Here is a 24,515-nt window from a genome sequence, read left to right as displayed (position 1 = left end):
TTCTCCGATAACAAAATAATAAAATATAAATTTAATTACAAAATTATAATATATTATGAATGAAATTAGAAAAATTAATTTAGAAGCAATAAATAAAAATATCAGAGCATACCCTTATGACTTTATTAATATTCTTAATAATGCAAAACAATCTGATATCACTTTAGAGGTAATAGAAACAAAATCTCAAAAACCTTCCGCTAAAGTTATGAAAAATGGAAAGCAGATACTTCTTCATAGTGCTTATGACCCCATAAAAGAAGCTAATACTTTAATAAAAGAAATTGAAAATGATGAAGATTTGGATTTGGTATTTATATTTGGTATTGGTGCTGGATATTTAATTAATGCTGTAAAAAAACTTAATGTTTCTATTGCTGTAATTGAGCCTGATATAAATTTTTTTAATACTTTAATAAATAATTTCAAATTAGACAAAATACTCGAAGACAGTAAAATAACTTTTTTTATAGGCGGAAATGATGATGAAGATATAGAAAAGTTTATATCAATAACTACTACAAAAAAAGTGAAGTTTTTTGTTACAAGGTCTTATGCTTCATTATTTGCTGAAGATGCTATGCATTATCAAAGTAAGGTTCTTTCTGTAGTTGATAAAAAAATAATAAATATAAATACAATTTCAAGATTTGATAAACTATGGGCTTATAATATTGCTTCTAATGCAGTTGAAATTGCTACTCATTATGGGGTTAATAGATTTTTTGATAAGTACAAAAATATACCTGCTGTCATAGTATCAGCCGGACCTTCTCTTGAAAAAAATATAAGAAAATTAAAAGAGATGAAAAATAAAGCGATTATAATAGCAGTTGATACGGCAATGAAGCCTTTATCATCACATGGCATATCTCCGCATTTTGTTATAACTATTGATCCGCAGAAGAAAAACTCTAAATATTTCAGAAATATTCATTTTGAAGATACAGTATTAATAGCAGAGTCATCAGTCGACCATGAGGCTATAGAATCATTTAATGGTTCAATATACTTTATAGATTCAATATTTCCATTAGCAAAATACTTTATGAAGCCATTAGGAAAAAGAGGCGACATTACTATGGGAGGAAGCGTTTCTACTGCAGCTTATGATTTTGCTGTTAGAATTGGTGCTAATCCTATAATAATGGTTGGGCTTGATTTATCTTTTCCTAATCATCAGACTCATATAAAAGGAAGCTACCATGAAGAAAATTTCTTTACTGAGATAGGAAAGCTAGATTCTTATGACAGCAGAATATATAAAGTTCTTGTTGCTGGTAATTTAAGAGAAGAGAAGAATGTTTATGGTGAGAGTGTATTTACTGATTCAAGATTTGATATGTATAGAAATTGGTATGAGGCTCAATGTGCAAATAACAGCAATATAAAATTTTATAATGCCACAGAGGGAGGCGTTATAATAAAGGCAATGGAGAATATCACTCTTCAAGAGCTTATTGATAAATTAGAAAATATAAATATACAAATAGATAAAAACGATAGGAATACAGAAGACAAAAATAAAATACTTGAGAGCTTAAAAAATGGTTTAGTAAAAATAGATAAAGACATTATATCATTAAAACCATACACTGAAGAGGCTATTAATTTATGCCATACAATAAATGATGAGCTTTCAAGACACAGAAAAGTTGACAAACTTATTTCAAAACTAGATGAAGCTGATATAAAAATACTTAATATTAGTAAAGTTAACGAATTTCTAGGAATTACTATGCAGAAAACTATTAAAACTATAACAGAAGGTTTTGAATTTAAAGACAAAACTATGCATAAATCTATAATAAGCTCATTCAAGCTATACGAAGCTATGAAAGACAGCATTGATTTTAACCATTACATAATAGAGCGTGCATTGATAAAGATAAACAAAGAGTTGGAATAAAAATTTTATCATACGCACGGTTAGCTAAATTTTAAATATAATAAAAATTAAAATTCAAAATAAAACAATATTTTTTATTTTGCTCACCGTGCGGTATATGCATCATAAATTTAAAAAAATCTAGGGTGGGTGCTATAATTTCTACAGTAACAAAAAAAACAAATTTAAATTTTTATTTTAGAAATAAATTAACAAATATAATGGGCGGGAATTAGAAAAAAATTCAAAAGAAAATTATTTATATTTCGCTCTATTTATTTTGTTATTATATTATTTGTAATTATAACTTAGATTATATTTAATGTTTATTAAAAAAATCATACCAGCCAAAGCGTTTATTAAGTTTAGAAATTAATTTTAGTTTCCCGCCCTCTATGTTTAGAATTTCACTTTGAATAGGCATTTTGTTAATCCTTATTATCCTTGTTAAGAAAAAGCACACCCACCCAAGCGTTTTTTTAATTTTAGAGCTTTTAAAAGCACGCGGAGGAAAGAATTTAAATTTATAGTCAATGTTTAATTATTAACTAGCTTTGTTTATAGAGGAGATTCAACGCGTGGTAAAATAAGTTTAAGATATAAAAAAACTGCCTTACAACTTAAAATATAAGACAGGATTTTTATAATATTGATTGTTTTAATTTAACAGCTTATGTAAAAAATTAATTAAAAGCTTTAGGTCCGAATCTGAATCCTACTTGTAATCCTATATCATAAGTAAATAGTATTGAACTGTCATATCTTCTAATACTTTGTCCGCCGCTATTTTCTTCCATGATAGTTATTTCAGTTCCTGAAACCATATCAACACCTGTATATAAACCTATATTCATAGCTATTTTATCTGTAAAGAATATTGAATAATCAAAAGTTATTTTACCATAAAGACCTACAGGATTTACTATTTTATATTTAGCATTATCTCCGCCCATTTTTCCGCTTTCCCCATTAAGTTCGCCATACATGCTTACAGCCATAGGAACTATAATACCGCCGCCTATACCTATAGAAAATGCATTAATATTGAATTTAGGTAATATACCAATTTTTAAATTATGTGTGTATGTAGATATTTTAAAACCATCAGGATATCTTCCAACAAGAGTACTAGCAATGTCTTCATCCTTAGCGCCAGGAACTTTAAGTCCGTCAGTTACATTTGCTTGGTCAAAACTATATTCTCCGAAACTAGAATCAAAACTGTATCCTATTTCTCCTAAAAGACTTATACCGAAATTATTTACAACCTGCCACATATATCCTACTTGAGCAGATACTCCTGTATCAAATCCTAATCCTGCCGGAGTTTTATAAAGTACATTTGCTGATTGATTCACTGCTCCAGAAGATGAAACATGACTGGAATAATAATTATCTATTGATATTGACATTCCTAACGGCACATTGAGTATGAACTCAAAACCGCTTTCAGCGAATGCTGATGTGCTTAATGCTGCTACTAATACAGCTGTGAAAATAATTTTTTTCAAGTGTTTCATAAAAAACCCCTTATTAATATTTTTTATTTATAACAATTAAAGATTTTTTATCTTTAATAAGTTATCAAAGATATAAAATGTATTTTGAGTAAAAATTAAAAAGGTATTAATTAGATTTCTCGACTTGTCAATTTTTTTATTTGTGCAACACAAAAAGAAACGCAATGTATTATTAATTTATATAGATTGTATAGTGATGATAGTTTTAATGAATAGTTATGCTGTATGCTGTATGATAGTAATTATTCTCCCATCCAAATTACATAATTATATATTAAATTGTCAATATTTATTAAAGAATATTTATATTTTTTTACAATAAAAAAACTAATAAAAATATTGTTTTTTATTTGAAAGATAATTATATTAAAGATATATAATTTTTCTTATGTTATTTTTACTTTTTTCCGATAAACTATTATAGTAGTATTTTTTAAGGTAATTAGATATGAAATATAGAATATTCTTACTTTTATTTATAATTATTAGCTGTTCTAATATATTTGCTCAAAATGACAATTTTTTAGACACAATTATATTAGATCAAATAGAGAGAGTTTATCCTAATGATAATGTAGTTTCTCCTTCAAGCTACACAATAAGCATGAATTTTGATTTAAACAGATATAGATTAAATGAACCTATAACTATGGAAATAAAAATATATGCTAAAAAGGGAACTATCAGTTTTACCAATTCAGTTAATCCATTTAATAATTATAGCTTTACTGTTTATGATAATTATAACAACCCTGTAGTATCATCAGATAATTACACACTTTGGAAATACAAAAATGAAAGAACATTAGATAATTCTCAAGACAGAATAGTAACTCTTAATGAAGGAGAAAGTTTTTCATATTATATAGATTTAAATAATTGGTTCCATTTCGATAAAATAGGAAGATACAGAATAGAATGCAGTTTCAATCCTATGCCTGAAATAAGTGATAATTTTTCTATGCATGCAGATACTGCTTACTTCTTATTAGAAGCTGCCAGAGTATATCAAACACAAACAAATAATGCTCCTGTTTATATTACTAATAACAACAATAATATACAGCAAAGTCAGGGCGTTTTATATAATTATGCTCCGTCAAGCATTATCTCTAATACTTTGTTTGCTATGAAAAATAGAGATTGGACTAATTATTACAACTATATGCATATGCCTTCTATAATAAGTATAAGCCAAAGATATTATGAAACATACAGAAATAATTACAGCAATGCATATTTAGAGGATTTTACAGATACAGGAATTCGTCAGAAAGCAAGAGAATTAAGTTTTGAGAATTACCTAAGAACTCAATTCTCAGACAATATAAGTGCTGATATGCTAAGAACTAATTTTGGAAATAATTTCTTAAATAATTTAGAAATGGCATATAAATCAAGCAATATAAGAGAACTTGCTATAAGATTTGATATTCTTTATAGAACTTCATTGCCAGAAGATAGAAAAATGCTTTTTGAAGAATTCAAAAAATATTTAACTTCAGCTTATGACAGACAGGTAAGAAATGCCTTTATAGCAGAACTTCAAAGAGATATAATTGCTACTAAAGATGCTAAGTTAAAAGAACATTACACCGCTGTACTTGATATGATTAGAAAAGAATATGATCCTGCAGTAACCTATACGCTTTTAAATTACACAATAGATAAAACAACCATTACTCAGGAATACGGCTTGCAAAAGGCTGAAGTAGAAACTACTCTTTATCATAGATACTTTAATGCTGATACAGGAGATATTTATGATCCTGTAGTTAAAAGAACTTTCATTTTAAGAAGAATGGGAGATTATTGGTATATAGTTAATTATTATGATACAGTTGTAAATAATTAAAAAATATTAATTATTATAAGAATGATAAAAAGTGAGAAAATTATATTATTTATTTTTCTCACTTTTTTTATAAAAATAATTATTTAAATTACTTTAGTTTAAACTAGAAACATTTTTATCTAGATTTATTATCTTAATTATTACTAAAGCAAAGAATATATATAAAGTAAAATAAATAATGCCGAAATTGTCATATTTATAAATATTTAAAAATTATATTATATAGTATTGCAAAAAGTAAGAGTTTATAATATAATATATACTTACTAATATTTTACTTTTAATGGGAGAAGCAAAAATGAAAAAAGGTATACATCCACAATATTTTGAAACAGATGTAAACTGTGCCTGCGGTGCCAATTTCAAAATTCATTCCGTACAAAAAAGTTTACACGTAGATATTTGTCATAACTGCCACCCTTTCTTTACAGGAAAACAAAAAATTCTTGATACTGCAGGAAGAGTTGATAAATTTAAAAAACGTTATGGCTTAAAAAAATAATGCCTAAATTAAATTATATAAAAAATAATTAGTTTAAGATATTTCAAAACTTATTCTAATTATTTTTTATTGATAAAATATTACCTTTCTCACAAAATAAAAAATAATCTCAATCTAAATAATAAATAATTACTAAATATTAGGATTAATCATGAAATTCATCATAGAAAATAAAGTATTTGAAACTCTAAATGATATGTGCGTTGCTGTAATAATTGCTAAGGGAATTGATAATAAAAATAAAATAAATGATATATCAATAATGCTTAAAGAAAGTATTTCAAATGCTGAAAAAGAATTTGAAAATATAAAGGTAAAAGAAAGTGAATATATACAATGTTATAGAAATGCTTTTCAAAAACTAAATATTAATCCTAATAAATTTATGTGCTCTATAGAAGCATTGCTTACAAGGATATCAAAAAAGAAAGGAATGCCGGAAATAAATGCGGTAGTAGACTTAGTTAATGCTGTTTCTATTAAATATAAACTTCCTATGGGGGCACATGATTTAGATTCTATGAATAATGAAGATTTTTATATTAGATATTCTCTAAGTGATGATACATTCCTTCCTTTTGGAGAAAGTGAAACAGAAAAAGTTGATAATAATGAATTGGTGTATGCGGTTTCTAATGATGTTAGAACTAGAAGATGGATATGGAGACAAAGCGAATATGGAAAAATTACTGAAAACTCTTCAAATATAATATTTCCTATAGATGCTTTTATTGGTATAAATGATGATAAGGCTATTAAAGCTAGAGATGAACTTGCTGAATTATTGGTAAAGTTTTTTAACTGTGATATAAAAGTAGGATTAATAGACGCTAAAAATAATTATATAGAATGTTAATTTACTACATTCATTTAAATTTATTGTTTTTACTTCAAAAAAGTTTTTATTAAATTATTATTTTTTATTACTGTCAATAAAATTGTTTGCATGAAAATGTATCAAAAACGACTCTATTTTTATATTTAAAAATTATTATTTTAGAATTATCTTATTATCTAGAAAGTATTAAATATTAAAAGTTATAAAATTTGAAATCTTTCTACACACCCCACCCATTAGATTTACAGTATAACTATTATTTTATAACTATACTTATATTAGTTAATTAAAAAAGAAAAAGCACACCCGCCCAAGTTTTTATTAAATTGAATGACTGACTTACCGCACGATTAGCATTATAATAAATAATAGAATTCATAGAAAAAATAGTTTTGCTTTTTTGTTTAATCGTTTAAACGTGCGTAATGTCAAATTATAACTCCAAGAGTAAGCATTCTTCCTATCTGAGTACCATCTCTTCTGTAAGAGTAAAATTCCTTATCATAAGTATTTAGATCAGAAATTTCTATATTATCTTTTAATACCCCTAAATTAATCATCTGATCTTTTATCTCAAGCCCATTATCAAAATGCCATCTATTATTAATTATAGTCTTATTTTTAAAATGTACAGCAACTTCTTCCCCAACCTCATAATTTTTTAAAGCTATATAAGGAGCAATATAAACATACATTTTTGAAGGCTCAGCATTATACTCTTTTATCATTAACTCAATAGTTTTAGGCACTATTTTATCTCTTGTTCCTTTCCAGCTAGAATGAATTGCTGCCATTGATTTGGTTGCATTGCAGTATATAATCACAGGAGCACAATCTGCAGTTTGTATAACTAAAGGTACATTTTTAAGATTTGTTATCAAAGCATCAGTATCTTCCACAACTTTTTCTCTTCCGCCATACATATTAATATTGTTTTCATCTATCTTTGCTATATTTACTTGATGAATCTGATGCATAAAAATAGATTTATTTATGTCAAGATTAATATATTGAAAAAAGTCATCTTCCCTTTTTCTTCTATATTCTACAGTTATATCCTTAGCTTCAATATCGTCACCTTTAGGAAGTACAGCTATATATATTTTATTATTATCATTTTTTTTGGGATAAATAACATTAAGCATTTTTTAATCTTTTAATTTCAGCTTCTAATTCTTTTACTTTATTATTTAATTCTTTAGTTTCGCTTCTGGACTGTTCCATTATATTTTCGTATAAAGTAAAAAATTTCTTTGCATACTCTAACTTCTGCTTCAATTCATTTATCTCTTCTTTGTAGACATCTATTTTAGAAGAAAGAAGTTTATTATCCTCCTGCAATTCTAAAATAATCTCTTTATCAGTATATTCCACTTCTGCAACCCTTTATTTATTTAATATATAATATCTATTATGTACATTATAAATGAATTGTCAAGTATAAATTAAATAATATTATGAAGTAATTAACAAGAGGTTTTTACCTCTTGTTAATAAAAATTACGAAATTATATGTTAGATACTATTATATCACCCATTTCAGAGCATCTCACCTGCTTATATAAATAAGTCATCATATTATGCTTAGGCATTATATCTAAAGTTCTATAACCTTCATCTATAGCCTTATAAACAGCTTTTTCTATAGTTTCAGCTTCTTTTTCCATTTTAAAAGAATATCTGAGCATCATAGCAAGAGAAAGAATAGTACCTATAGGATTAGCCAAGTCTTTGCCTGCAATGTCTGGAGCGGAACCATGAATAGGTTCATACATACCCACAGAACCGTCAGAAAGACTTGCAGAAGGCGCCATTCCTATAGAACCGCTTATAATACTTGCCTCATCAGAAAGTATATCTCCAAACATATTTTCAGTAACTATAACACCAAACTGTGAAGGGTTAGATGTTATCTGCATAGCTGCATTATCAACATACATGTCATTATAGCTAACATCACTGTATTCTTTAGAGAGATTATTCATAATTTCACGCCATAATTTAGAAGTATGAAGTACATTAGCCTTATCTACAGAAGTTAAAGGCTTTTTAAGATTTCTAGCCAATTCAAAAGCAACTTTACCTATTCTTAATATCTCATCTTCTTTATAAACCATAAGGTCAGTTGCCTGCCTTACACCATTAACCACTTCAAATTTATGCTCGCCGAAATATACGCCTCCTGTAAGCTCTCTTACAATAACAAAATCAATAACATCTTTACATATACTTTCTTTGAGCGGAGAAGCATATTCTAGAGATTTTAATATTTTTATAGGTCTTATATTAGCATAAAGCTTCATTTCTTTACGAAGTTTCAATAAACCTCTTTCTGGTCTGTTTTCCGGAGCGACATTGTCCCATTTAGGACCTCCTACAGAACCAAGAAGTACCGAATCAGACTTGATGCATTTTTCTAAATTTTCATCGGTAAGAGGAACTCCGTATTTATCAATAGAGCATCCTCCCATGTCAACATATTCTAGATTAAACTTATGCGAATATTTTTCAGCTATTCTATTAAGCACATCAATAGCCTTGTCAACTATTTCAGGACCTACCCCATCGCCCTTAATAACAACAATATTTTTTTCCATAAATAATTACCCCTTATTCTTTATAGAGTTTAAAAGCCCATTGGAGTTAATTATATTCTTAATAAACTCAGGAAAAGGCTCTGCTTTGTAGCTTTCATTTTTAGTAATATTTGTTATAACGCCACTGTCAAAATCAACTTCAACTTCATCTCCATTGTCTATTTTTTGGCTTGCCTCTTCGCATTCAAGTATAGCAAGTCCTATATTAATAGAGTTTCTATAAAATATCCTAGCAAAAGAAGAAGCTATAACGCATGATATACCAGATTCTTTAATGGCAATAGGTGCATGCTCTCTTGAAGAACCGCATCCGAAATTTTCTCCTCCTACCATTATATCGCCTTTCTTTACCTTGCTTACAAAATCTTTATCAATATCTTCCATACAATGTGCTGCTAATTCCTTATGATTGGCAGTATTTAAATATCTTGCTGGGATAATAACATCAGTATCAACATTATCACCGTATTTATGAACGAAACCTTTAGCTTTCATATTATCTCCAATAATAAAATATAAAAATGATTTTTTTAATAATAAATTAGTATTATTATTTAGGCTCTGTGATATATCCTGTCAAAGCACTGTATGCCGCAGTAGCAGGACTAGCCAAATATACTTTAGAAGTTTTATCTCCCATTCTTCCTACAAAATTTCTATTAGTTGTAGTAACAGCAACCTCATCATGAGCAAGTATACCCATATATCCGCCCAAACAAGGTCCGCAAGTAGGCGTAGAAACAGCACAGCCAGCATCAATAAATATATCCATATAGCCTAATTTTATGCATTCTTTATAAACTTTCTGCGTAGCTGGAATAATAATACATCTAACATCTTTAGCTATCTTTTTTCCTTTTAATATATTGGCAGCAGTAGCCATATCAGATAATCTGCCGTTAGTACAAGAACCAATTACAACTTGATCAACTTTTATTCCTTTTAATTCTTTAGCCTCTTTAGTATTTTCTGGTAAATGCGGACAAGCAACTGTAGGCTCTATCGCAGATAAATCAATATCATATTCTTTTTCATACACAGCATCATCATCAGCTTTAAAAATAGTATAATCTCTTTTTACTATATCTTTTAAGTATTCTACAGTTTGATTATCAACTTCAAATATTCCGTTTTTAGCACCTGCCTCAATAGCCATATTAGCAATACAAGCTCTATCGTCCATAGTAAGTGATGAAACACCTTCTCCTCTGAACTCCATAGATTTATATAAAGCTCCGTCAACACCTATCATACCAATAATATGAAGTATAACATCTTTACCAGATACATTAGGCTTTAATTTACCTTTAAGATTAAATTTAATAGCAGAAGGCACCTTGAACCAAACTTCACCTGTAGCCATAGCAGCAGCCATATCAGTGCTTCCAACACCTGTAGAAAAAGCCCCAAAAGCTCCGTAAGTACAAGTATGAGAATCAGCACCTATTATAAGCTCTCCAGGTGCAACTAATCCTTTTTCCGGTAAAAGTGCATGCTCTACTCCCATATCGCCTACATCATAGTAGTTTGAAATATCGTATTTATTTGCAAAATCTCTGCATTGTTTGCATTGCTCTGCCGCCTTGATATCTTTGTTCGGAGCAAAGTGATCCATAACCAAAGCTATTTTTTCTTTGTCAAAAACTTTATTAAAACCATATTTTTCAAATTCATTAATAGCAACAGGACTTGTAATATCATTGCCTAAAACCAAGTCAGTTTTAACCATAATAAGCTCGCCTGCTTCAACCTTATCAACACCAGCATGTGCCGCTAAAATTTTCTGAGTAATAGTCATAATTTTATCCTTAAATTAAAAAAGGGCTTTTACAATATTTTAATCGTATAAGCCCTATAAAAATTATTATAATTTATTTAATCCATTAACATAAGCTCTCAAACTAGCTTCAATAATATCTGTACTTACCGCTCTTCCAATAACGGTTTTATCATTAGAAGCTAACCTTACAATAACCTCTCCCAAAGCATCTTCGCCCTCTGTAATAGCATTAATACTATAATTAACCAATTTAGCCTTATTAGAAGTAATAGAGTCTATAGCACCGAAAGCCGCATCAATAGGTCCGTTTCCCTTACCTATTCCCTCAACAACATTATTCTGACTATCCATAATAGATACTGTAGCCAAAGAAGATATTGAATTACCGTCGTTCACAACAAATCCGTTTAGTGTGTAAATAGGATTTTCTGAATCATTGTTGCCTATCAATAATGCTTCTATATCTGAATCAGTAACTATTTTCTTTTTATCCGCTAGATTTTTGAATTTTATAAATGCTTCCTCTAAAGACTTATCATCAATATCATAACCCAAAGATTCTATTCTGTCTTTAAAAGCATGCTTTCCGGAATGCTTTCCTAATACCATTTTATTTTGAGGTATTCCTATATCTTCAACATTCATAATCTCATAAGTAGAACGTTCTTTTAATACTCCATGCTGATGAATGCCAGCCTCATGAGCAAAGGCATTAGCACCTACTATAGCCTTATTCGGAGCAACTACCATACCTGAAATTGTAGATAATAATTTTGAAATTTTATAAATTCTTTTAGTATTAATATCTGTATAAGCATTATAAAAATCTTTTCTAGTTTTAATGCCCATTACGATTTCTTCTAAACTAGCATTACCAGCTCTTTCGCCTATACCATTAATAGTACATTCTACCTGAGTAGCACCAGCCAAAACAGCAGATAAAGAATTAGCAGTGCCAAGTCCTAAATCATCATGGCAATGCACAGATATATCAACATTATCTATACCCTTAACATTCTCTTTTAAATATTTAATTAAATCAGCCATTTCTACAGGAGTAGTATACCCTACAGTATCAGGAACATTGATTGTAGTAGCACCATTTTCTATTGCAGCAGAATAAGCCTGAGCTAAAAATTCTCTATCGCTTCTTGAAGCATCTTCAGCAGAAAACTCTATAAACTCAAATTTAGTTTTAGCATAAGAAACAGATTCTTTTATAGTTTCCAATACCTGCTCTCTGGTCATCTCTAATTTATGCTTTAAATGTATATCACTTGTAGCTATAAATGTATGAAGCATAGGGTGTTTAGCCTCAGCAAGTGCTTCATAAGCTCTGTCTATATCTTTTTTATTGCATCTTGCCAAACTAGCTAGTTTAGCATTCTCTACAACTTTGCTTACTTCCCTTATAGCATTAAAGTCATCGTCAGAACATATAGCGAAACCAGCTTCTATGACATCAACGCCTAATTTATCTAATTCGGCTGCCATTTCTAACTTCTCAGCCAAATTCATAGTACAACCAGGAGATTGTTCTCCATCTCTTAAAGTAGTATCAAAAATCTTAATCTTTCTCATTGTTAAAACCCTTATAATAAAACATCATTTATAACTAAAGATGCTTTGGATTATAAAAAATATTTATTATAAAATCTATTATTATTTTTTAATCCAACTCATCAACTTTCTTAATTCTGCACCGACTTTTTCTAATTTATGCTCTCTTTCTAATCTTTTAGTAGCATTAAATTTAGCTTTGCGTCCTGCACTAAACTCCTGAATAAACTCGCTTGCAAAAGTACCGTCTTGTATTTCTCTTAATACTTTTTTCATTTCTTTTCTAGTCTCTTCAGTTATCATTCTTCTTCCTGTTCTGTAATCGCCGTATTCGGCAGTATTTGAAATAGAATATCTCATCATAGCAAAACCGCCTGAATATATCAAATCAACAATAAGTTTCATTTCATGTATACATTCAAAATAAGCCATTTCTGGTTCATATCCTGCTTCTACTAAAGTGTCAAAACCAGCTTTCATTAATTCTGTAACGCCGCCGCATAATACAGCCTGTTCTCCGAATAAATCAGTTTCTGTTTCTTCTCTGAATGTAGTTTCTAATATACCAGCACGACCCGCACCTATTCCAGAAGCATAAGCTAAAGCATAATCTTTTGCTCTTCCACTTTTATCCTGATAAACAGCTATCAAGCTAGGAACTCCTCTTCCTTCTAAATACTGACTTCTTACAGTGTGTCCAGGTCCTTTTGGTGCAACCATAATAACATCTATATTCTCAGCAGGCATTATAAAATGGAAATGAATATTAAATCCATGAGCAAACATTAATACATTTCCTTCTTTCATATGAGGAGCTACCTGACTATTGTATATATCAGCAGCTACTTCATCTGGTACAAGCATCATAACTATATCAGCAGCCTTAGCAGCTTCTTCTACTTCCATTACTTTAAAACCTGCTTCTTCAGCTTTTTTGCAGTTAGCACTGTCTTTTCTAAGTCCTACTATAACATTCATACCGCTGTCTTTTAAGTTCTGAGCATGAGCATGTCCCTGACTGCCGTATCCCATTATAGCTATAGTTTTACCGTCTAGTACCCCTAGATTACAATCAGCATCATAATATTTTTTTATCATTTTAATTTCTCCTTTAACTTATTATTTTTTATTAAAATTCAAAATTATTGATTATATTCATATCTGGAACATCATCGCCAAGCTGTATAGATGTTACCCCTGTTCTTGAAAGCTCTAAAATATTAAAATCTTTTAATGCTTCTAAATATGCATCTATTACTGAGGCTGGAGCTGTTATTTCAACTGTAATGCTTTTATTTCCAATATAAAGTATAAGTCCGTTATAAGAATTAGTTATATCGCAGACTTTACCTCTATTACTATCATTAATTTCTATTTTTACCAAAAGAAAATCTCTTATTATGTTATTAGAACTATCTATCAAATGTACAGAATGAACCTCTATAAGTTTTGAAGTTTGTTTTATAACTTGATTAATATGAGAATCATCTCCTTCTGTAACTATAGTCATTCTTGATATGCTAGGTACACAAGTTGCAGAACATGTAATAGTTTCTATATTGAACCCTTTTTGACTGAATAATAAAGTTATTCTATTTAATACACCAGTAATATTATCTACAAATAAAACTAAAACTCTTCTTTCTTTCTTATCCATTTTTTTACTCCTGATATTTATTAATCTACTATTATATCATCTATAGTTCCGCCCGCTGGTATCATAGGCAAAACTCTTAAATCTTTATCTATAACACATTCTATCCATACAGGACATTTACATTTTAACGCCTCTTCAAAAGCAGCCTCAAATTCTTTTATAGTTTCGCACCTAAAACCTTTAGCTCCGAAACCTTCGGCTACTTTTACATAATCCATTTTTTTATTTATATCAGTACTTGAGTATCTTTTATCATAAAATATAGTCTGCCATTGTCTTACCATACCCAATGTATTATTATTAAGTATAATACTTATAACAGGAAGATCATATTCAACGGCAGTAGCAACTTCATTTAAATTCATATAAAAAGAGCCGTCTCCTGTTATATGTATTACTCTTCTATCTGGTTTAGCAACCTGACATCCTAAAGCAGCACCGTATCCAAATCCCATAGTACCCAATCCGCCGCTTGTTATGAAACTTCTAGGTTTAGTATGTCTTATATACTGAACAGCCCACATTTGATGCTGACCTACATCTGTAACATATATAGCTTCATCTTTAGTTTTTTCTCCTATTATATCCATAACCTTGCTAGGATAAATTCCATCTTTATTAGTATTTCTATCAGCATCCTCTTTCATTTCTTTAGCTTTTAAGTCTGATAAATATTTTACCCACTCATCATCATCTACTCTTTTTACTAATTTATTAAATCTATCTAGTACATCATTCAAATCGCCTATTATACTATAATCAACATGAACATTTTTGTTAATCTCGCTTCTGTCAATATCTATATGAACCTTCTTAGCAACTCCTCCGAATTTAGAAGTATTTAAAGCAACTCTGTCGCTGAATCTTGTACCTACAGCAAGTATTAAATCAGCTTCATTCATAACCTTATTAGCAGTAGCAGATCCATGCATTCCCAAAAGACCTATATTCAATTTTTCATTATAACCCAATACTCCTGCTCCCATTATTGTATGTACTGAAGGTATATTAGAATTAAGCATAAACTCTCTTAATTTATCGCTTGAATCCTTAGCACCGCCTCCGAAATATATAATTGGTCTTTTAGATTCATTTATCAATTTTGCAACTAACTCTATTGTCTTTTCATCTTCTGCACTTATTTCTATATGTTTTGGAATAAATTTTTCTCTTTTAGTAAATTCTGTTTCTGCAAATGTGAAATTTTTTGGTATATCTATTAAAACAGGTCCTTTTCTTCCGGTATTAGCTATTACAAATGCTTTTCTTATAGTGTTTGCAAGTTCATTAATATCTCTGACAACAAAATTATGTTTAGTTATAGGCATTGTTATTCCCGCAATAAAAACTTCCTGAAATGAATCTTTACCTATCAAACTTTCCGGAACATTGGCAGTTATTGCAACTAAAGGCACACTGTCCATATAAGCGGTAGCTAAAGGCGTTACCAAATTAGTAGCTCCCGGTCCGCTAGTTGCAATTACAACTCCGGTCTTTCCATTTGCTCTGGCATAACCGTCAGCAGCATGACATGCTCCTGTCTCATCTACGGGCATTATATGTTTTATTTTATCTCTATATTTATAAATAGCATCATATATAAATAATGCAGCACCGCCAGGATATCCAAACACAGTATCTACACCTTCTTCTATTAGAACTTCCATTATTATATCAGAACCGTTTAACTTCATTAAATAACTCCTTATGTTTTATAGCATTTTACTTTTCTTATTAGTATTTCTACTTATAGAAATTTTATTTTTAAATGTATTAAATTAAATAATGTATTTTAAATAAAAAAGATTGTAATATTACAGGATATTGACAAGAATAGAGAGGAGAATGTTTAAGAAAAAAATAGTTTTTGAAGATTTATTTTGTTTATAAAAATTAGATGCAGATGCTGTATTTTTTTTCATATCATAAAAAACAGCATTCATACAATTAATAGATGATGCATTCATCTTTATTCTCCTTCTGATATTTGCTTTATATTATAATATTTTTGAGTAATATTGCAATACTTAAAGTAAATTTTTTATCAAGTTTTATGTTAATAATAATTGACAATATAAATTATTTTAAGTATACTATCAAAACAATCATATTGCAGGTTTTATGAAGATAGTAAATATATTAAAAGATAGATACAAAAATAAAATATTATATATTAAAAATAATAAAAGAATAATAGAAAATAGAATAGAAAAGAAAAGCTGTATATATAAATTTATAAATTATATACTATTTATTTTTATTTCTATTTTGAGTTTTATTCCTGAAATTATTATTTTATCTTTAATATCGTCAATAATATTATATTCATCTGTTTCATTATATTCAAAAAGATATGTATATTCATCAATAGAAAAAATACCATATAATGATGTTGCATTAGTATTGGGCACAAGCAAATATATGAATAATGGTAAAATAAATATGTATTTCAAATTTAGAATGGATGCTGCTTATGAATTATATAAAAGCGGAAAAGTTAAATATATACTTGTAAGCGGAGATAACAGATACAAATCCTACAATGAACCCAGACAAATGCGTCTTGATTTAATAAAATTGGGAGTTAATAAAAATCATATATTTTTGGATTTTGCAGGATTTAGAACTAGAGATTCCATTATAAGAGCAAATAAAGTTTTTGATCTTACAAATTTCACAATAGTATCTCAGCCTTTTCATAATGAAAGAGCAATACTAATAGCAAGACAAAAAAATATTAATGCAATAGCCTATAATGCAAATAATGTGAGAAAACTTTATAGAATAAGACAATTTCCAAGAGAATTAGGAGCAAGAGCTTTAATGTTTATTGATATTTTATTAAACAGACCTCCTAAATTCTATGGGGATGTTATTAAAATAGAAGAAAAAGAATATTCTCAAACTAATAAAAGCAATAAAAAAATAGATAAAAATCAAAAATTAAATAATTAAAAAATAAAAACATTCATTTTTAAGGAAACAAATATGACATCTAAACTATTAACTGAATTACTTCAGTCATTATCTCTATTATCGGTGCTGCTTCTTATAGGAGTTTTTTTAAGGGCTAAAATAAAGCTGTTTCAAAAATTATATTTGCCCGCTTCTGTAATAGGAGGATTTATAGGGCTTTTAATATCTCCTGAAATATTAGGTAAATTCTCAAACTATTCTATATCATCAGAATGGATAAGCACTTATTCATTGCTTCCCGGAATACTATCAATACCTATATTTGCAGCCGTTCCTTTAGGTATGTTCTTAAACGAAACAAAAAGTATAAAATCACTATATCCTACAAAAGTTTTAATAGCATTCGGTATATTTCAATGTGCAAGTATGTTTCAGTCAGCCATAGGATATGCCACTAATATATTATTTACAAAAATAAATCCTGATATAAATATGTACCGAACTTTCGGTTATGAACTTTCAGCAGGATTTGCCGGAGGACATGGACTTGCTGCTGCTACAGGAAAACTCTTAGAAGGTTTTGGAATACCTCAATGGGAGATAGCTCAGGGAGTTGCTTTAACTACAGCTACAATAGGACTTGTAGGAGGAATGATATTTGGAATCATATTTATTAATATTGCAGTAAGAAGAAATAAAACCAATGTTATAAAAAAAATTATTAATGCTAATGAAGATAGTCAAAATATAAACAAAATAGATAAAAATATGGAACTTGGATACAATAATGATATAAGTAAGCAGGCTAGTTTAGGAAGAGAAACTTTTTTAAGCAGCTCAATAGAAACTATAACTTTTCATTTGGCTGTAATATTTGCAGTATGCGGATTAGCTTTTATAGTTTTAAATTTCATAAAAAAAATTAAGATACCGGGATTAGATGTTCTTCCTGTATGGACTTATTCTATGATTATAATGTTTGCTTTAAATATGCTCATAAAAAAATTAAAATTATCATGGATGGTAGATGCAAAGGTTAAGGCAAAAATAATAGGTACATTAAGCGATTTTGCTATAGTATCAGCAATAACAAGCCTGCCTATAAAAGCTATTATACATTATATAGCACCTATAATAGTTATGTGTATAGCCGGTTTTATATTTACTTACTTAATAGTATTTATATTTCATAATATGCTATTTAAAGATGATTATGGATTTGAAAGAGCTATAATTTCATGGGGTACTTTGACAGGGGTTCTCATAACAGGAATGACACTTCTAAAAATATGCGACCCTGAATACAAAAGCCCTGCTCTAACAGAATTCTCTTTAGGTTTTTCTTTGATGTCTGTAACAGGTCTTTTAATAGTACCTATACTCAATACTGTACTTGCTGTAGGCTCTACTTGGGATAACCTTATAACTGCATTAATAACTTCAGCTATTTACTTGATTATGGCATTTGCTGTTTACTTTGTACATAAAAAATCAGTAAAACAATAATAACTAAATATTAAAACTTTTAAATGTAAAAAAGACGAAACTCATATACTGAGCTTCGTCTTTATTTATTTGCTTATTACTAAATTATTCTACTTCTTTAATATAAACTTTATTCATAGTAGAATTTTCCATAGGGTTGTCATTATGATCTCTTTTTAACGCCACTATTTTATCAGCAACATCCATACCATTAACAACATTTCCCCAAACTGTATATTGTCCGTCCAAATGAGGAGAATCAGCTACGCAAATAAAAAACTGAGAACCGGCACTATCAGGATCCTGACTTCTAGCCATAGAGCATATTCCTCTTTTATGAGGTTTATCACTAAACTCAGCAGGAATATTAAATCCCGGACCGCCTGTACCATGCAAATATCTTTTTGCCGCATCTTTACTTACAGGATCTCCGCCTTGTATCATAAAGTTAGGTATTACTCTATGAAATCTTATTCCATCATAAAAGCCTTCATTGGCAAGTTTTTTTATAGCCTCTACATGTTTTGGTGCTATTTCAGGATAGAATTCTATTTCTATAGTACCATAATCTGTTTCAATAAATAAATGTTCTTTCATTTTAATTTACCATTTTCCTTTATAAATTAATTAACTGTTTTTACATATACTCTATTCATTTTAGCAGGCTCTAACGGGTTATCATTAGCGTCTCTTTTTAATGCCACTATTTTATCAGCAACATCCATACCGCTAACAACTTCACCCCATACTGTGTATTGTCCGTCTAAGAAAGGACTATCAGCTACACAAATAAAGAACTGAGAGCCAGCACTATTGATGCTTGTTCCCCTAGCCATAGAACATATACCTCTTTTATGGGAAATATCATTAAACTCTGCAGGTATTACAAAATTAGGACCGCCTGTACCATGCAAAGCTCTGTTAGGTTGTTTGCTTAAAGGGTCTCCGCCTTGTATCATAAAACCCGGTATAACTCTGTGAAAAAGTGTTCCGTCATAAAAGCCTTCATTAGCAAGTTTTTTTATAGCTTCTACATGTTTTGGTGCTTTTTCAGGAAAGAAAGCTATTTCTATAGTACCAAAATTTGTTTCTATAAAAAGATGCTCTTTTGAAGTTTTCGGCTTTTGTGCTATAAGAACAGTTCCGAATATAATCAGCCCCAACAATGAAATAGTAATGATTTTTAATTTTTTACCCAAAATATGTACCTCTTATATATTGTAATAACTTTAATAATATTCGTAATTATTTTCTATAAATTTATTTCTATTATTGATTTATTTCTTCCGCTTCGGTATTCTCATCTGCAGCTGTTACATCATCAGCAATTTCTACATTCTCATCAGTAACTGCTTCGTCTTCTGTCATTTCTGTATTCTCATCTGCAGCTGCTGTGTCTTCTGTCATTTCTGCATTCTCATCAGTAACTGCTGCATCTTCTGTCATTTCTGCAGTATCAGTTTGCTCATCTATAACAGTTTCTTCTGTCTGTTCTGATTGTTCTTCCATAGCTGCTTCATCTTCTATAATTACATTACCTTCCATTTGGTTAGTTTGATTATTTGTAGATGAAATCTGATTATTAGTAGATATAACCTGATTATTTGTAGAGAAAGTAGTTATATTACCATAAGTCTGATTAGTATCATAAGTTCCCTGTCTTGTCTCTCCTTTAAGACTAGGTATAATTAATCTTTGACCTGCTCTTATAACATTAGGATCTTTTATAGTATCTTTATTAGCATCGTATATTCTTCTCCATAAATTACCATTACCATATATGAAATCATAAGAAGCTATACGCCATAATGAATCTGTATTAGCTCTTCTTGATTGAACTATATAATACTGAGGGAATGATGCTCCATCTGATACTAATATCTGTTCTCCTTCAGAAGAAACTATATCTCCGGAAGAACTTTCCATTGAATTAACTAAACTTATAACATTTTTAGAATGCATTAAAGAATCAGCATAATTATTAGCTATCAAAGTTTCGCCTGCTGAAGATAATGATTTTAAAGCTTCTGTATATAAATTAGGCTTACTATTATTATAGCCGTCTTGTTTAGCCTTATCCATAGAATCCTGAGCTTTTGCATAAGCTAATGGAGCTTCTAACATATCAAGCATATTCATAGCTTCTCTTGATTTTGTCAAAGAATTAGTATAGTCTCCGCTGCTTAATGCGTTTTTAGATTCATCTCTTAAACTTGTGATTTGCGTATCATTATTATCACCATTAGTTAATACTGATTCACTCATTAAATATTCTCTTCTTAAATCTATAGAAAGAACATTATATCCTAATTCAGATTTTTCAGCTGACTTATTATATTCAAGCATAGTATTAGTATAATCAGTGCTGTTAGTAGATGCTTCAAGCATACTATGTGCAGAATTAATATCAGTAACAGATTCTTCATATAAAGAAGTTGTCAATTCATTAGTGTCGCCTCCAACTCCTTTAAATAAAGCAAGTTTTCTTTCTGCATCTCTCTGACTATTTAAAACATATTCATAAATGCCGTATCTTAATATGATTTTATCAGAATATTCTTTACTTTGTCTTGAATATTCTATACTTTGATTATAATCACCTACACTATGAGCATCTATAGCCATTTCTCTATATCTTTGTGCCAATTTATAATCATCGCTTTCCTTTATACTAGCAGGCAAATTCGCAGGCAACTCAGGCGGTAAAACCAAAGTATTTGTTTCCTGAGCATACAAAAAACAAGAAAATGTTAATAAGATAAATAAAAATAATCCCTTTTTCATATTTTTTCTCCATTAATTTTATAAGTTATAGTAAAAAATAATTATTTAGAATATGATACATCTAATTCATCAACCTGCTTAATTTTATCTTCTGCTTCTTTTATTCCCCTTGTACTTTCATCGTATCTTACTTTAGTTGTGAAATATGCTTTATGATGATATTTCTTAGCATTTAAAAAACAATTAACTGCTTCTTCATAATTGTTCGTACTTAAAGCTGATAATGCATTTATATAATTAAGTTCAGCAAACTCATAATTATCTTTATCCACTCTATATGCTTTTACTTCTTTAGAATACACTCTTTCTAAATCTATCTCATTTTTTAAAACTTCAGCATACTGCGGAAGACCTTCATTTAATACTGTCTGATATGAATTTGATGCAGTAGTAAGAAGATCTTTTACCTTTGCTGAATCTTTATTCTCATCTATAAGTATAATAGCTTCTGAATAACTTGCTTCAGCTATATCAAATTGTTCTTTAGAATAGTTTTGCAAATCATACCTTATAGCTTTATCTCTCAATGCAGTAGCATCCTTATATTCTTTTAAAGGCATACTTTCTGAACATGATATGACTATAGTCAAACAAAATACTAGCGGTATAAAAATATATTTATTTAATTTCATGATCACTCCAAATATTTTTCTAAAAAACAAAAATATACTTTTATATTATACTACTGAATATAAAAGTCAATACTTTATTAAAAAATTTAAAATAAAAAAGCAAGATAATATAACAATATTTATCTTGCTTAAAAATATAGATAGTGTTTAATTAATTGGCATTTTCACTTGCTGCTTCTACATTACCTTTGAAAGTATAGATTAAATTAGTACCTGAAGCTGTAGTAATAGTCAATACATCTCCATCTAAAGAGATTGTATCAGCTCCGTTTAATATTTGTAAATATTCTGTTTCCACTGCCATATCTTCTTCAGGTCCCATCATTTTAGTAGAAGCTAAAGCATTTAATTTTATTTTATTACCGTCTAATGAAAACTCAGTAATATAGCTATTAACGGCTGATTTTCCGCCTAACATATTAGTATCAGAAAAAGCTATAGTAACTTCTTTACCTTCATACATATTAGTAAGAGAATACTCTTTTCCTAATAAATCGTCAACTGTAATAACTACCATATCTGATGCAGGAGCTTCTATAGCAACAGTTGTGTCTTCTGATGCAGTATTAGAAGTATTACCGCCGCATGATAGAGCAAATAATGCTGACATTACTATAAATAAAAATAATATTTTTTTCATTTTTTATTCTTCCCTTTATAAAAATTTAACTTTATAAAATATTATATTATAATTGAAATTTATTATCAATGTTATATATAGTAATTTCAGGCAAAATTAACATTTTTTTACATTTTATATTAAATTATTTACCGCCTGCAGCTTTTAAAAGGCTAACTATGTTTTTATGTTTTTCCTCTGAAGCATAAGTTAAGGCTGTTTTATCTTTTCTATCTTTTAAATTAACTTTGGCACCAGCATCAATTAAAAGTCTTACAACATTGACATGTCCGTTTTCTGATGCCTTGCTTATCGCAGTTCTTCCGTCTTTGTTTTGAAGATTTAAACTGCATCTATACTGAACTAATAATTCTATAATTTGTAAATGTCCGTTTTCTGATGCTTTCATTAAGGCATTATCACCTTTAGAGTCCTGTTCATTGATATTAGCACCGCCTCTAAGCAGTTCTCTAACCTTTTTTATATCGCCATTTTCTGCGGCATTTACTAAATCTACATTACTTTTAGAAAATGCATTGTTATAAATTAATAATGATAGAATAGTGAAAAATAAAAATATTTTTTTATTTAATTTCATAAAAAACTCCTATATTAAAAAATTTACATGAAAATCTCATATTATAAAATCGTCATTTTTTCTTTTTACAAAAATATTTTTTAAAAAATTAAATAAATTTTATAAAATTCTAATAATTAATAAATAAACTTGTTTCAAAACTAGTTATATTTATTATACCATTTAAATATATAAAGCAGTTTTTTACATATTTATCTTCATTAATAATATCATATCTATCATTAATTAACATAATAACTATATATGTATAATAACCTATATATAATTTTTTAAAAAGTATACATTATAGTAGTTTTTCTGCTTGATAATAAAATCAATCTGATAATAGACTTGTTTCAAAAGTACTTGACAAATGCTTTTGTACTTTCACTAAAGCAATAATTATGTTAATATCTTATTAAAAAAGGTTTTTATTAAAATGATTGATTGTCAAAGTATTATCGGCTTAAAAAAACATATTTCTTTCTTTTAGAAGAATTAAGAAAAGTATATAAGGATTGTAATAGACTTGTTTCAAAACTACTTGACAAGATTATATATGAAAATTTCGTAATTTTATAATTTATAAAATAATATTTTACATGTTTTATAAATTATTATTGTAGTATATAAATATGCAGTCTTTCGCCTGCCGTAGGCACACACAGTGAGGCGTACTTCGTATGTGCCACATCGAAGGCGGACAGGCGTCACAAAAGGAGTGGGGTTGGCACGACTGTGTGCTTCGCAGCAAAGCCCCAACTATAATAAAAAAAATATTAAATTAAAAAACTATAAATATTAAAAATTTGAGTTTTGAAATAAGTCTAATATAATTTTACTTATAAATCAATTTTATTTTGCACCTGCTGCTTTTAATATTTTTACTATATTCTGATGTCCTCTTTGACTTGCATAAGCTAATGCTGTTTTTCCGTATTTATCTTTCATATTGATATTAGCTCCTGCTTCTATAAGCATAGAAACTATTTCTGAATGTCCCCTGCTTGCTGCTCTCATTAAAGCTGTTCTATTATTATTATTAACATCATTCAAATTAACTTTCTTACTTATCAATAATTTTACAACTTCAGGAAGTCCCTCCTCTGATGCTTCTATCAAGGGTGTTTCTCCTCGTCTGTCTCTTGTATTAATATCAGCTCCTGAATTTATTAATTCTATAGCTCTTTTAGTATCTTTATTCTCCAAAGCCTCCATTAAAGGGGTCATATTCCTTTGAGCAAAAATATTCATACTAATAATAAAAATTAAAACTGTAATTTTTTTCATAATTATATCTCCTTA

23 protein-coding genes are annotated in these 24,515 nt (G+C 28.8%); 6 read left to right on the top strand and 17 right to left on the bottom strand.

Annotated features, from left to right (window positions below; translation table 11 throughout):
* Window positions 1-55 precede the first annotated feature (55 nt).
* On the top strand, window positions 56-1,909 hold the full coding sequence (locus tag A966_RS07085; RefSeq protein ID WP_008724043.1) for a motility associated factor glycosyltransferase family protein: 1,854 nt from the start codon (window positions 56-58) through the stop codon (window positions 1,907-1,909).
* A gap of 662 nt (window positions 1,910-2,571) precedes the next feature.
* Here A966_RS07085 and A966_RS07080 read toward each other — a convergent pair.
* Window positions 2,572-3,408: a hypothetical protein gene (locus A966_RS07080; RefSeq protein ID WP_008724042.1), complete on the bottom strand. Its 837-nt coding sequence runs from the start codon at window positions 3,406-3,408 to the stop codon at window positions 2,572-2,574.
* 448 nt (window positions 3,409-3,856) lie between these two features.
* On the opposite strand from A966_RS07080, the gene A966_RS07075 reads away from it, so the two are divergent.
* The 3 genes from A966_RS07075 to A966_RS07065 all read left to right on the top strand — a co-directional run bounded on the left by A966_RS07075 (window position 3,857) and on the right by A966_RS07065 (window position 6,621).
* Window positions 3,857-5,263, top strand: coding sequence for a hypothetical protein (locus A966_RS07075; RefSeq protein ID WP_008724040.1), 1,407 nt, complete (start codon window positions 3,857-3,859; stop codon window positions 5,261-5,263).
* A gap of 298 nt (window positions 5,264-5,561) precedes the next feature.
* Entirely contained in the window at window positions 5,562-5,765 is a 204-nt protein-coding gene (gene rpmE / locus A966_RS07070; RefSeq protein WP_008724038.1) for a 50S ribosomal protein L31, read from the top strand.
* 151 nt (window positions 5,766-5,916) lie between these two features.
* Complete coding sequence (locus A966_RS07065) at window positions 5,917-6,621, top strand: B3/B4 domain-containing protein (protein WP_008724036.1); 705 nt, start codon at window positions 5,917-5,919, stop codon at window positions 6,619-6,621.
* A 410-nt stretch (window positions 6,622-7,031) separates the two neighbouring features.
* Here A966_RS07065 and A966_RS07060 read toward each other — a convergent pair whose 3' ends face one another.
* The 9 genes from A966_RS07060 to ilvB all read right to left on the bottom strand — a co-directional run bounded on the left by A966_RS07060 (window position 7,032) and on the right by ilvB (window position 15,891).
* Window positions 7,032-7,748, bottom strand: coding sequence for a polyphenol oxidase family protein (locus tag A966_RS07060; RefSeq protein ID WP_008724035.1), 717 nt, complete (start codon window positions 7,746-7,748; stop codon window positions 7,032-7,034).
* Window positions 7,741-7,977: a hypothetical protein gene (locus A966_RS07055; RefSeq protein WP_008724033.1), complete on the bottom strand. Its 237-nt coding sequence runs from the start codon at window positions 7,975-7,977 to the stop codon at window positions 7,741-7,743. The genes A966_RS07060 and A966_RS07055 overlap by 8 nt, the downstream gene beginning before the upstream one ends.
* A 134-nt stretch (window positions 7,978-8,111) precedes the next feature.
* Entirely contained in the window at window positions 8,112-9,200 is a 1,089-nt protein-coding gene (gene leuB / locus A966_RS07050; RefSeq protein WP_008724032.1) for a 3-isopropylmalate dehydrogenase, read from the bottom strand.
* Window positions 9,201-9,206: 6 nt separating this feature from the next.
* Window positions 9,207-9,695, bottom strand: a complete 489-nt coding sequence (gene leuD, locus A966_RS07045) for a 3-isopropylmalate dehydratase small subunit (RefSeq protein ID WP_008724031.1) — start codon at window positions 9,693-9,695, stop codon at window positions 9,207-9,209.
* Window positions 9,696-9,750: 55 nt separating this feature from the next.
* A complete protein-coding gene (gene leuC / locus A966_RS07040; RefSeq protein ID WP_008724030.1) occupies window positions 9,751-10,998 on the bottom strand; it encodes a 3-isopropylmalate dehydratase large subunit in 1,248 nt (415 codons plus the stop codon).
* 66 nt (window positions 10,999-11,064) lie between these two features.
* Entirely contained in the window at window positions 11,065-12,561 is a 1,497-nt protein-coding gene (locus tag A966_RS07035) for a 2-isopropylmalate synthase (RefSeq protein WP_008724029.1), read from the bottom strand.
* Window positions 12,562-12,642: 81 nt separating this feature from the next.
* Window positions 12,643-13,638 carry a ketol-acid reductoisomerase gene (gene ilvC, locus A966_RS07030; RefSeq protein ID WP_008724028.1) on the bottom strand — a complete coding sequence of 332 codons (996 nt, stop codon included), beginning with the start codon at window positions 13,636-13,638 and terminating at the stop codon, window positions 12,643-12,645.
* A gap of 31 nt (window positions 13,639-13,669) precedes the next feature.
* On the bottom strand, window positions 13,670-14,197 hold the full coding sequence (ilvN, locus tag A966_RS07025) for an acetolactate synthase small subunit (RefSeq protein ID WP_008724027.1): 528 nt from the start codon (window positions 14,195-14,197) through the stop codon (window positions 13,670-13,672).
* Window positions 14,198-14,217: 20 nt separating this feature from the next.
* On the bottom strand, window positions 14,218-15,891 hold the full coding sequence (gene ilvB / locus A966_RS07020; RefSeq protein ID WP_008724026.1) for a biosynthetic-type acetolactate synthase large subunit: 1,674 nt from the start codon (window positions 15,889-15,891) through the stop codon (window positions 14,218-14,220).
* A gap of 427 nt (window positions 15,892-16,318) precedes the next feature.
* Between ilvB and A966_RS07015 the strand changes: the two genes are divergently transcribed.
* Both A966_RS07015 and A966_RS07010 read left to right on the top strand, forming a co-directional pair.
* Entirely contained in the window at window positions 16,319-17,152 is an 834-nt protein-coding gene (locus tag A966_RS07015; RefSeq protein ID WP_008724025.1) for a SanA/YdcF family protein, read from the top strand.
* A gap of 33 nt (window positions 17,153-17,185) precedes the next feature.
* The gene (locus A966_RS07010) at window positions 17,186-18,619 is read left to right on the top strand and encodes a sodium/glutamate symporter (RefSeq protein ID WP_008724024.1); all 1,434 of its coding nucleotides are present in this window, start codon (window positions 17,186-17,188) and stop codon (window positions 18,617-18,619) included.
* An 84-nt stretch (window positions 18,620-18,703) separates the two neighbouring features.
* Here A966_RS07010 and A966_RS07005 read toward each other — a convergent pair whose 3' ends face one another.
* The 7 genes from A966_RS07005 to A966_RS06970 all read right to left on the bottom strand — a co-directional run bounded on the left by A966_RS07005 (window position 18,704) and on the right by A966_RS06970 (window position 24,500).
* Entirely contained in the window at window positions 18,704-19,195 is a 492-nt protein-coding gene (locus A966_RS07005) for a peptidylprolyl isomerase (RefSeq protein WP_008724023.1), read from the bottom strand.
* Window positions 19,196-19,221: 26 nt separating this feature from the next.
* On the bottom strand, window positions 19,222-19,797 hold the full coding sequence (locus A966_RS07000) for a peptidylprolyl isomerase (RefSeq protein WP_008724021.1): 576 nt from the start codon (window positions 19,795-19,797) through the stop codon (window positions 19,222-19,224).
* 70 nt (window positions 19,798-19,867) lie between these two features.
* A complete protein-coding gene (locus A966_RS06995) occupies window positions 19,868-21,382 on the bottom strand; it encodes a LysM peptidoglycan-binding domain-containing protein (RefSeq protein ID WP_008724018.1) in 1,515 nt (504 codons plus the stop codon).
* Between the two features lie 41 nt (window positions 21,383-21,423).
* Window positions 21,424-22,014, bottom strand: coding sequence for a hypothetical protein (locus A966_RS06990; RefSeq protein WP_008724016.1), 591 nt, complete (start codon window positions 22,012-22,014; stop codon window positions 21,424-21,426).
* 151 nt (window positions 22,015-22,165) lie between these two features.
* Window positions 22,166-22,654, bottom strand: coding sequence for an META domain-containing protein (locus A966_RS06980; protein ID WP_008724012.1), 489 nt, complete (start codon window positions 22,652-22,654; stop codon window positions 22,166-22,168).
* Window positions 22,655-22,778: 124 nt separating this feature from the next.
* A complete protein-coding gene (locus A966_RS06975; RefSeq protein WP_008724011.1) occupies window positions 22,779-23,231 on the bottom strand; it encodes an ankyrin repeat domain-containing protein in 453 nt (150 codons plus the stop codon).
* 834 nt (window positions 23,232-24,065) lie between these two features.
* Window positions 24,066-24,500 (bottom strand): ankyrin repeat domain-containing protein, encoded by a 435-nt coding sequence (locus A966_RS06970; protein ID WP_008724009.1) that lies wholly within the window; start codon window positions 24,498-24,500, stop codon window positions 24,066-24,068.
* Window positions 24,501-24,515 lie beyond the last annotated feature (15 nt).

Source organism: Brachyspira hampsonii 30446, from assembly GCF_000316195.1.
In the GTDB taxonomy this organism is placed as follows: Bacteria; Spirochaetota; Brachyspiria; order Brachyspirales; family Brachyspiraceae; genus Brachyspira; species Brachyspira hampsonii_C.
The sequence above is the reverse complement of the archived record's forward strand: the minus strand, read 5'-3'. Positions and strand labels throughout refer to the sequence as shown.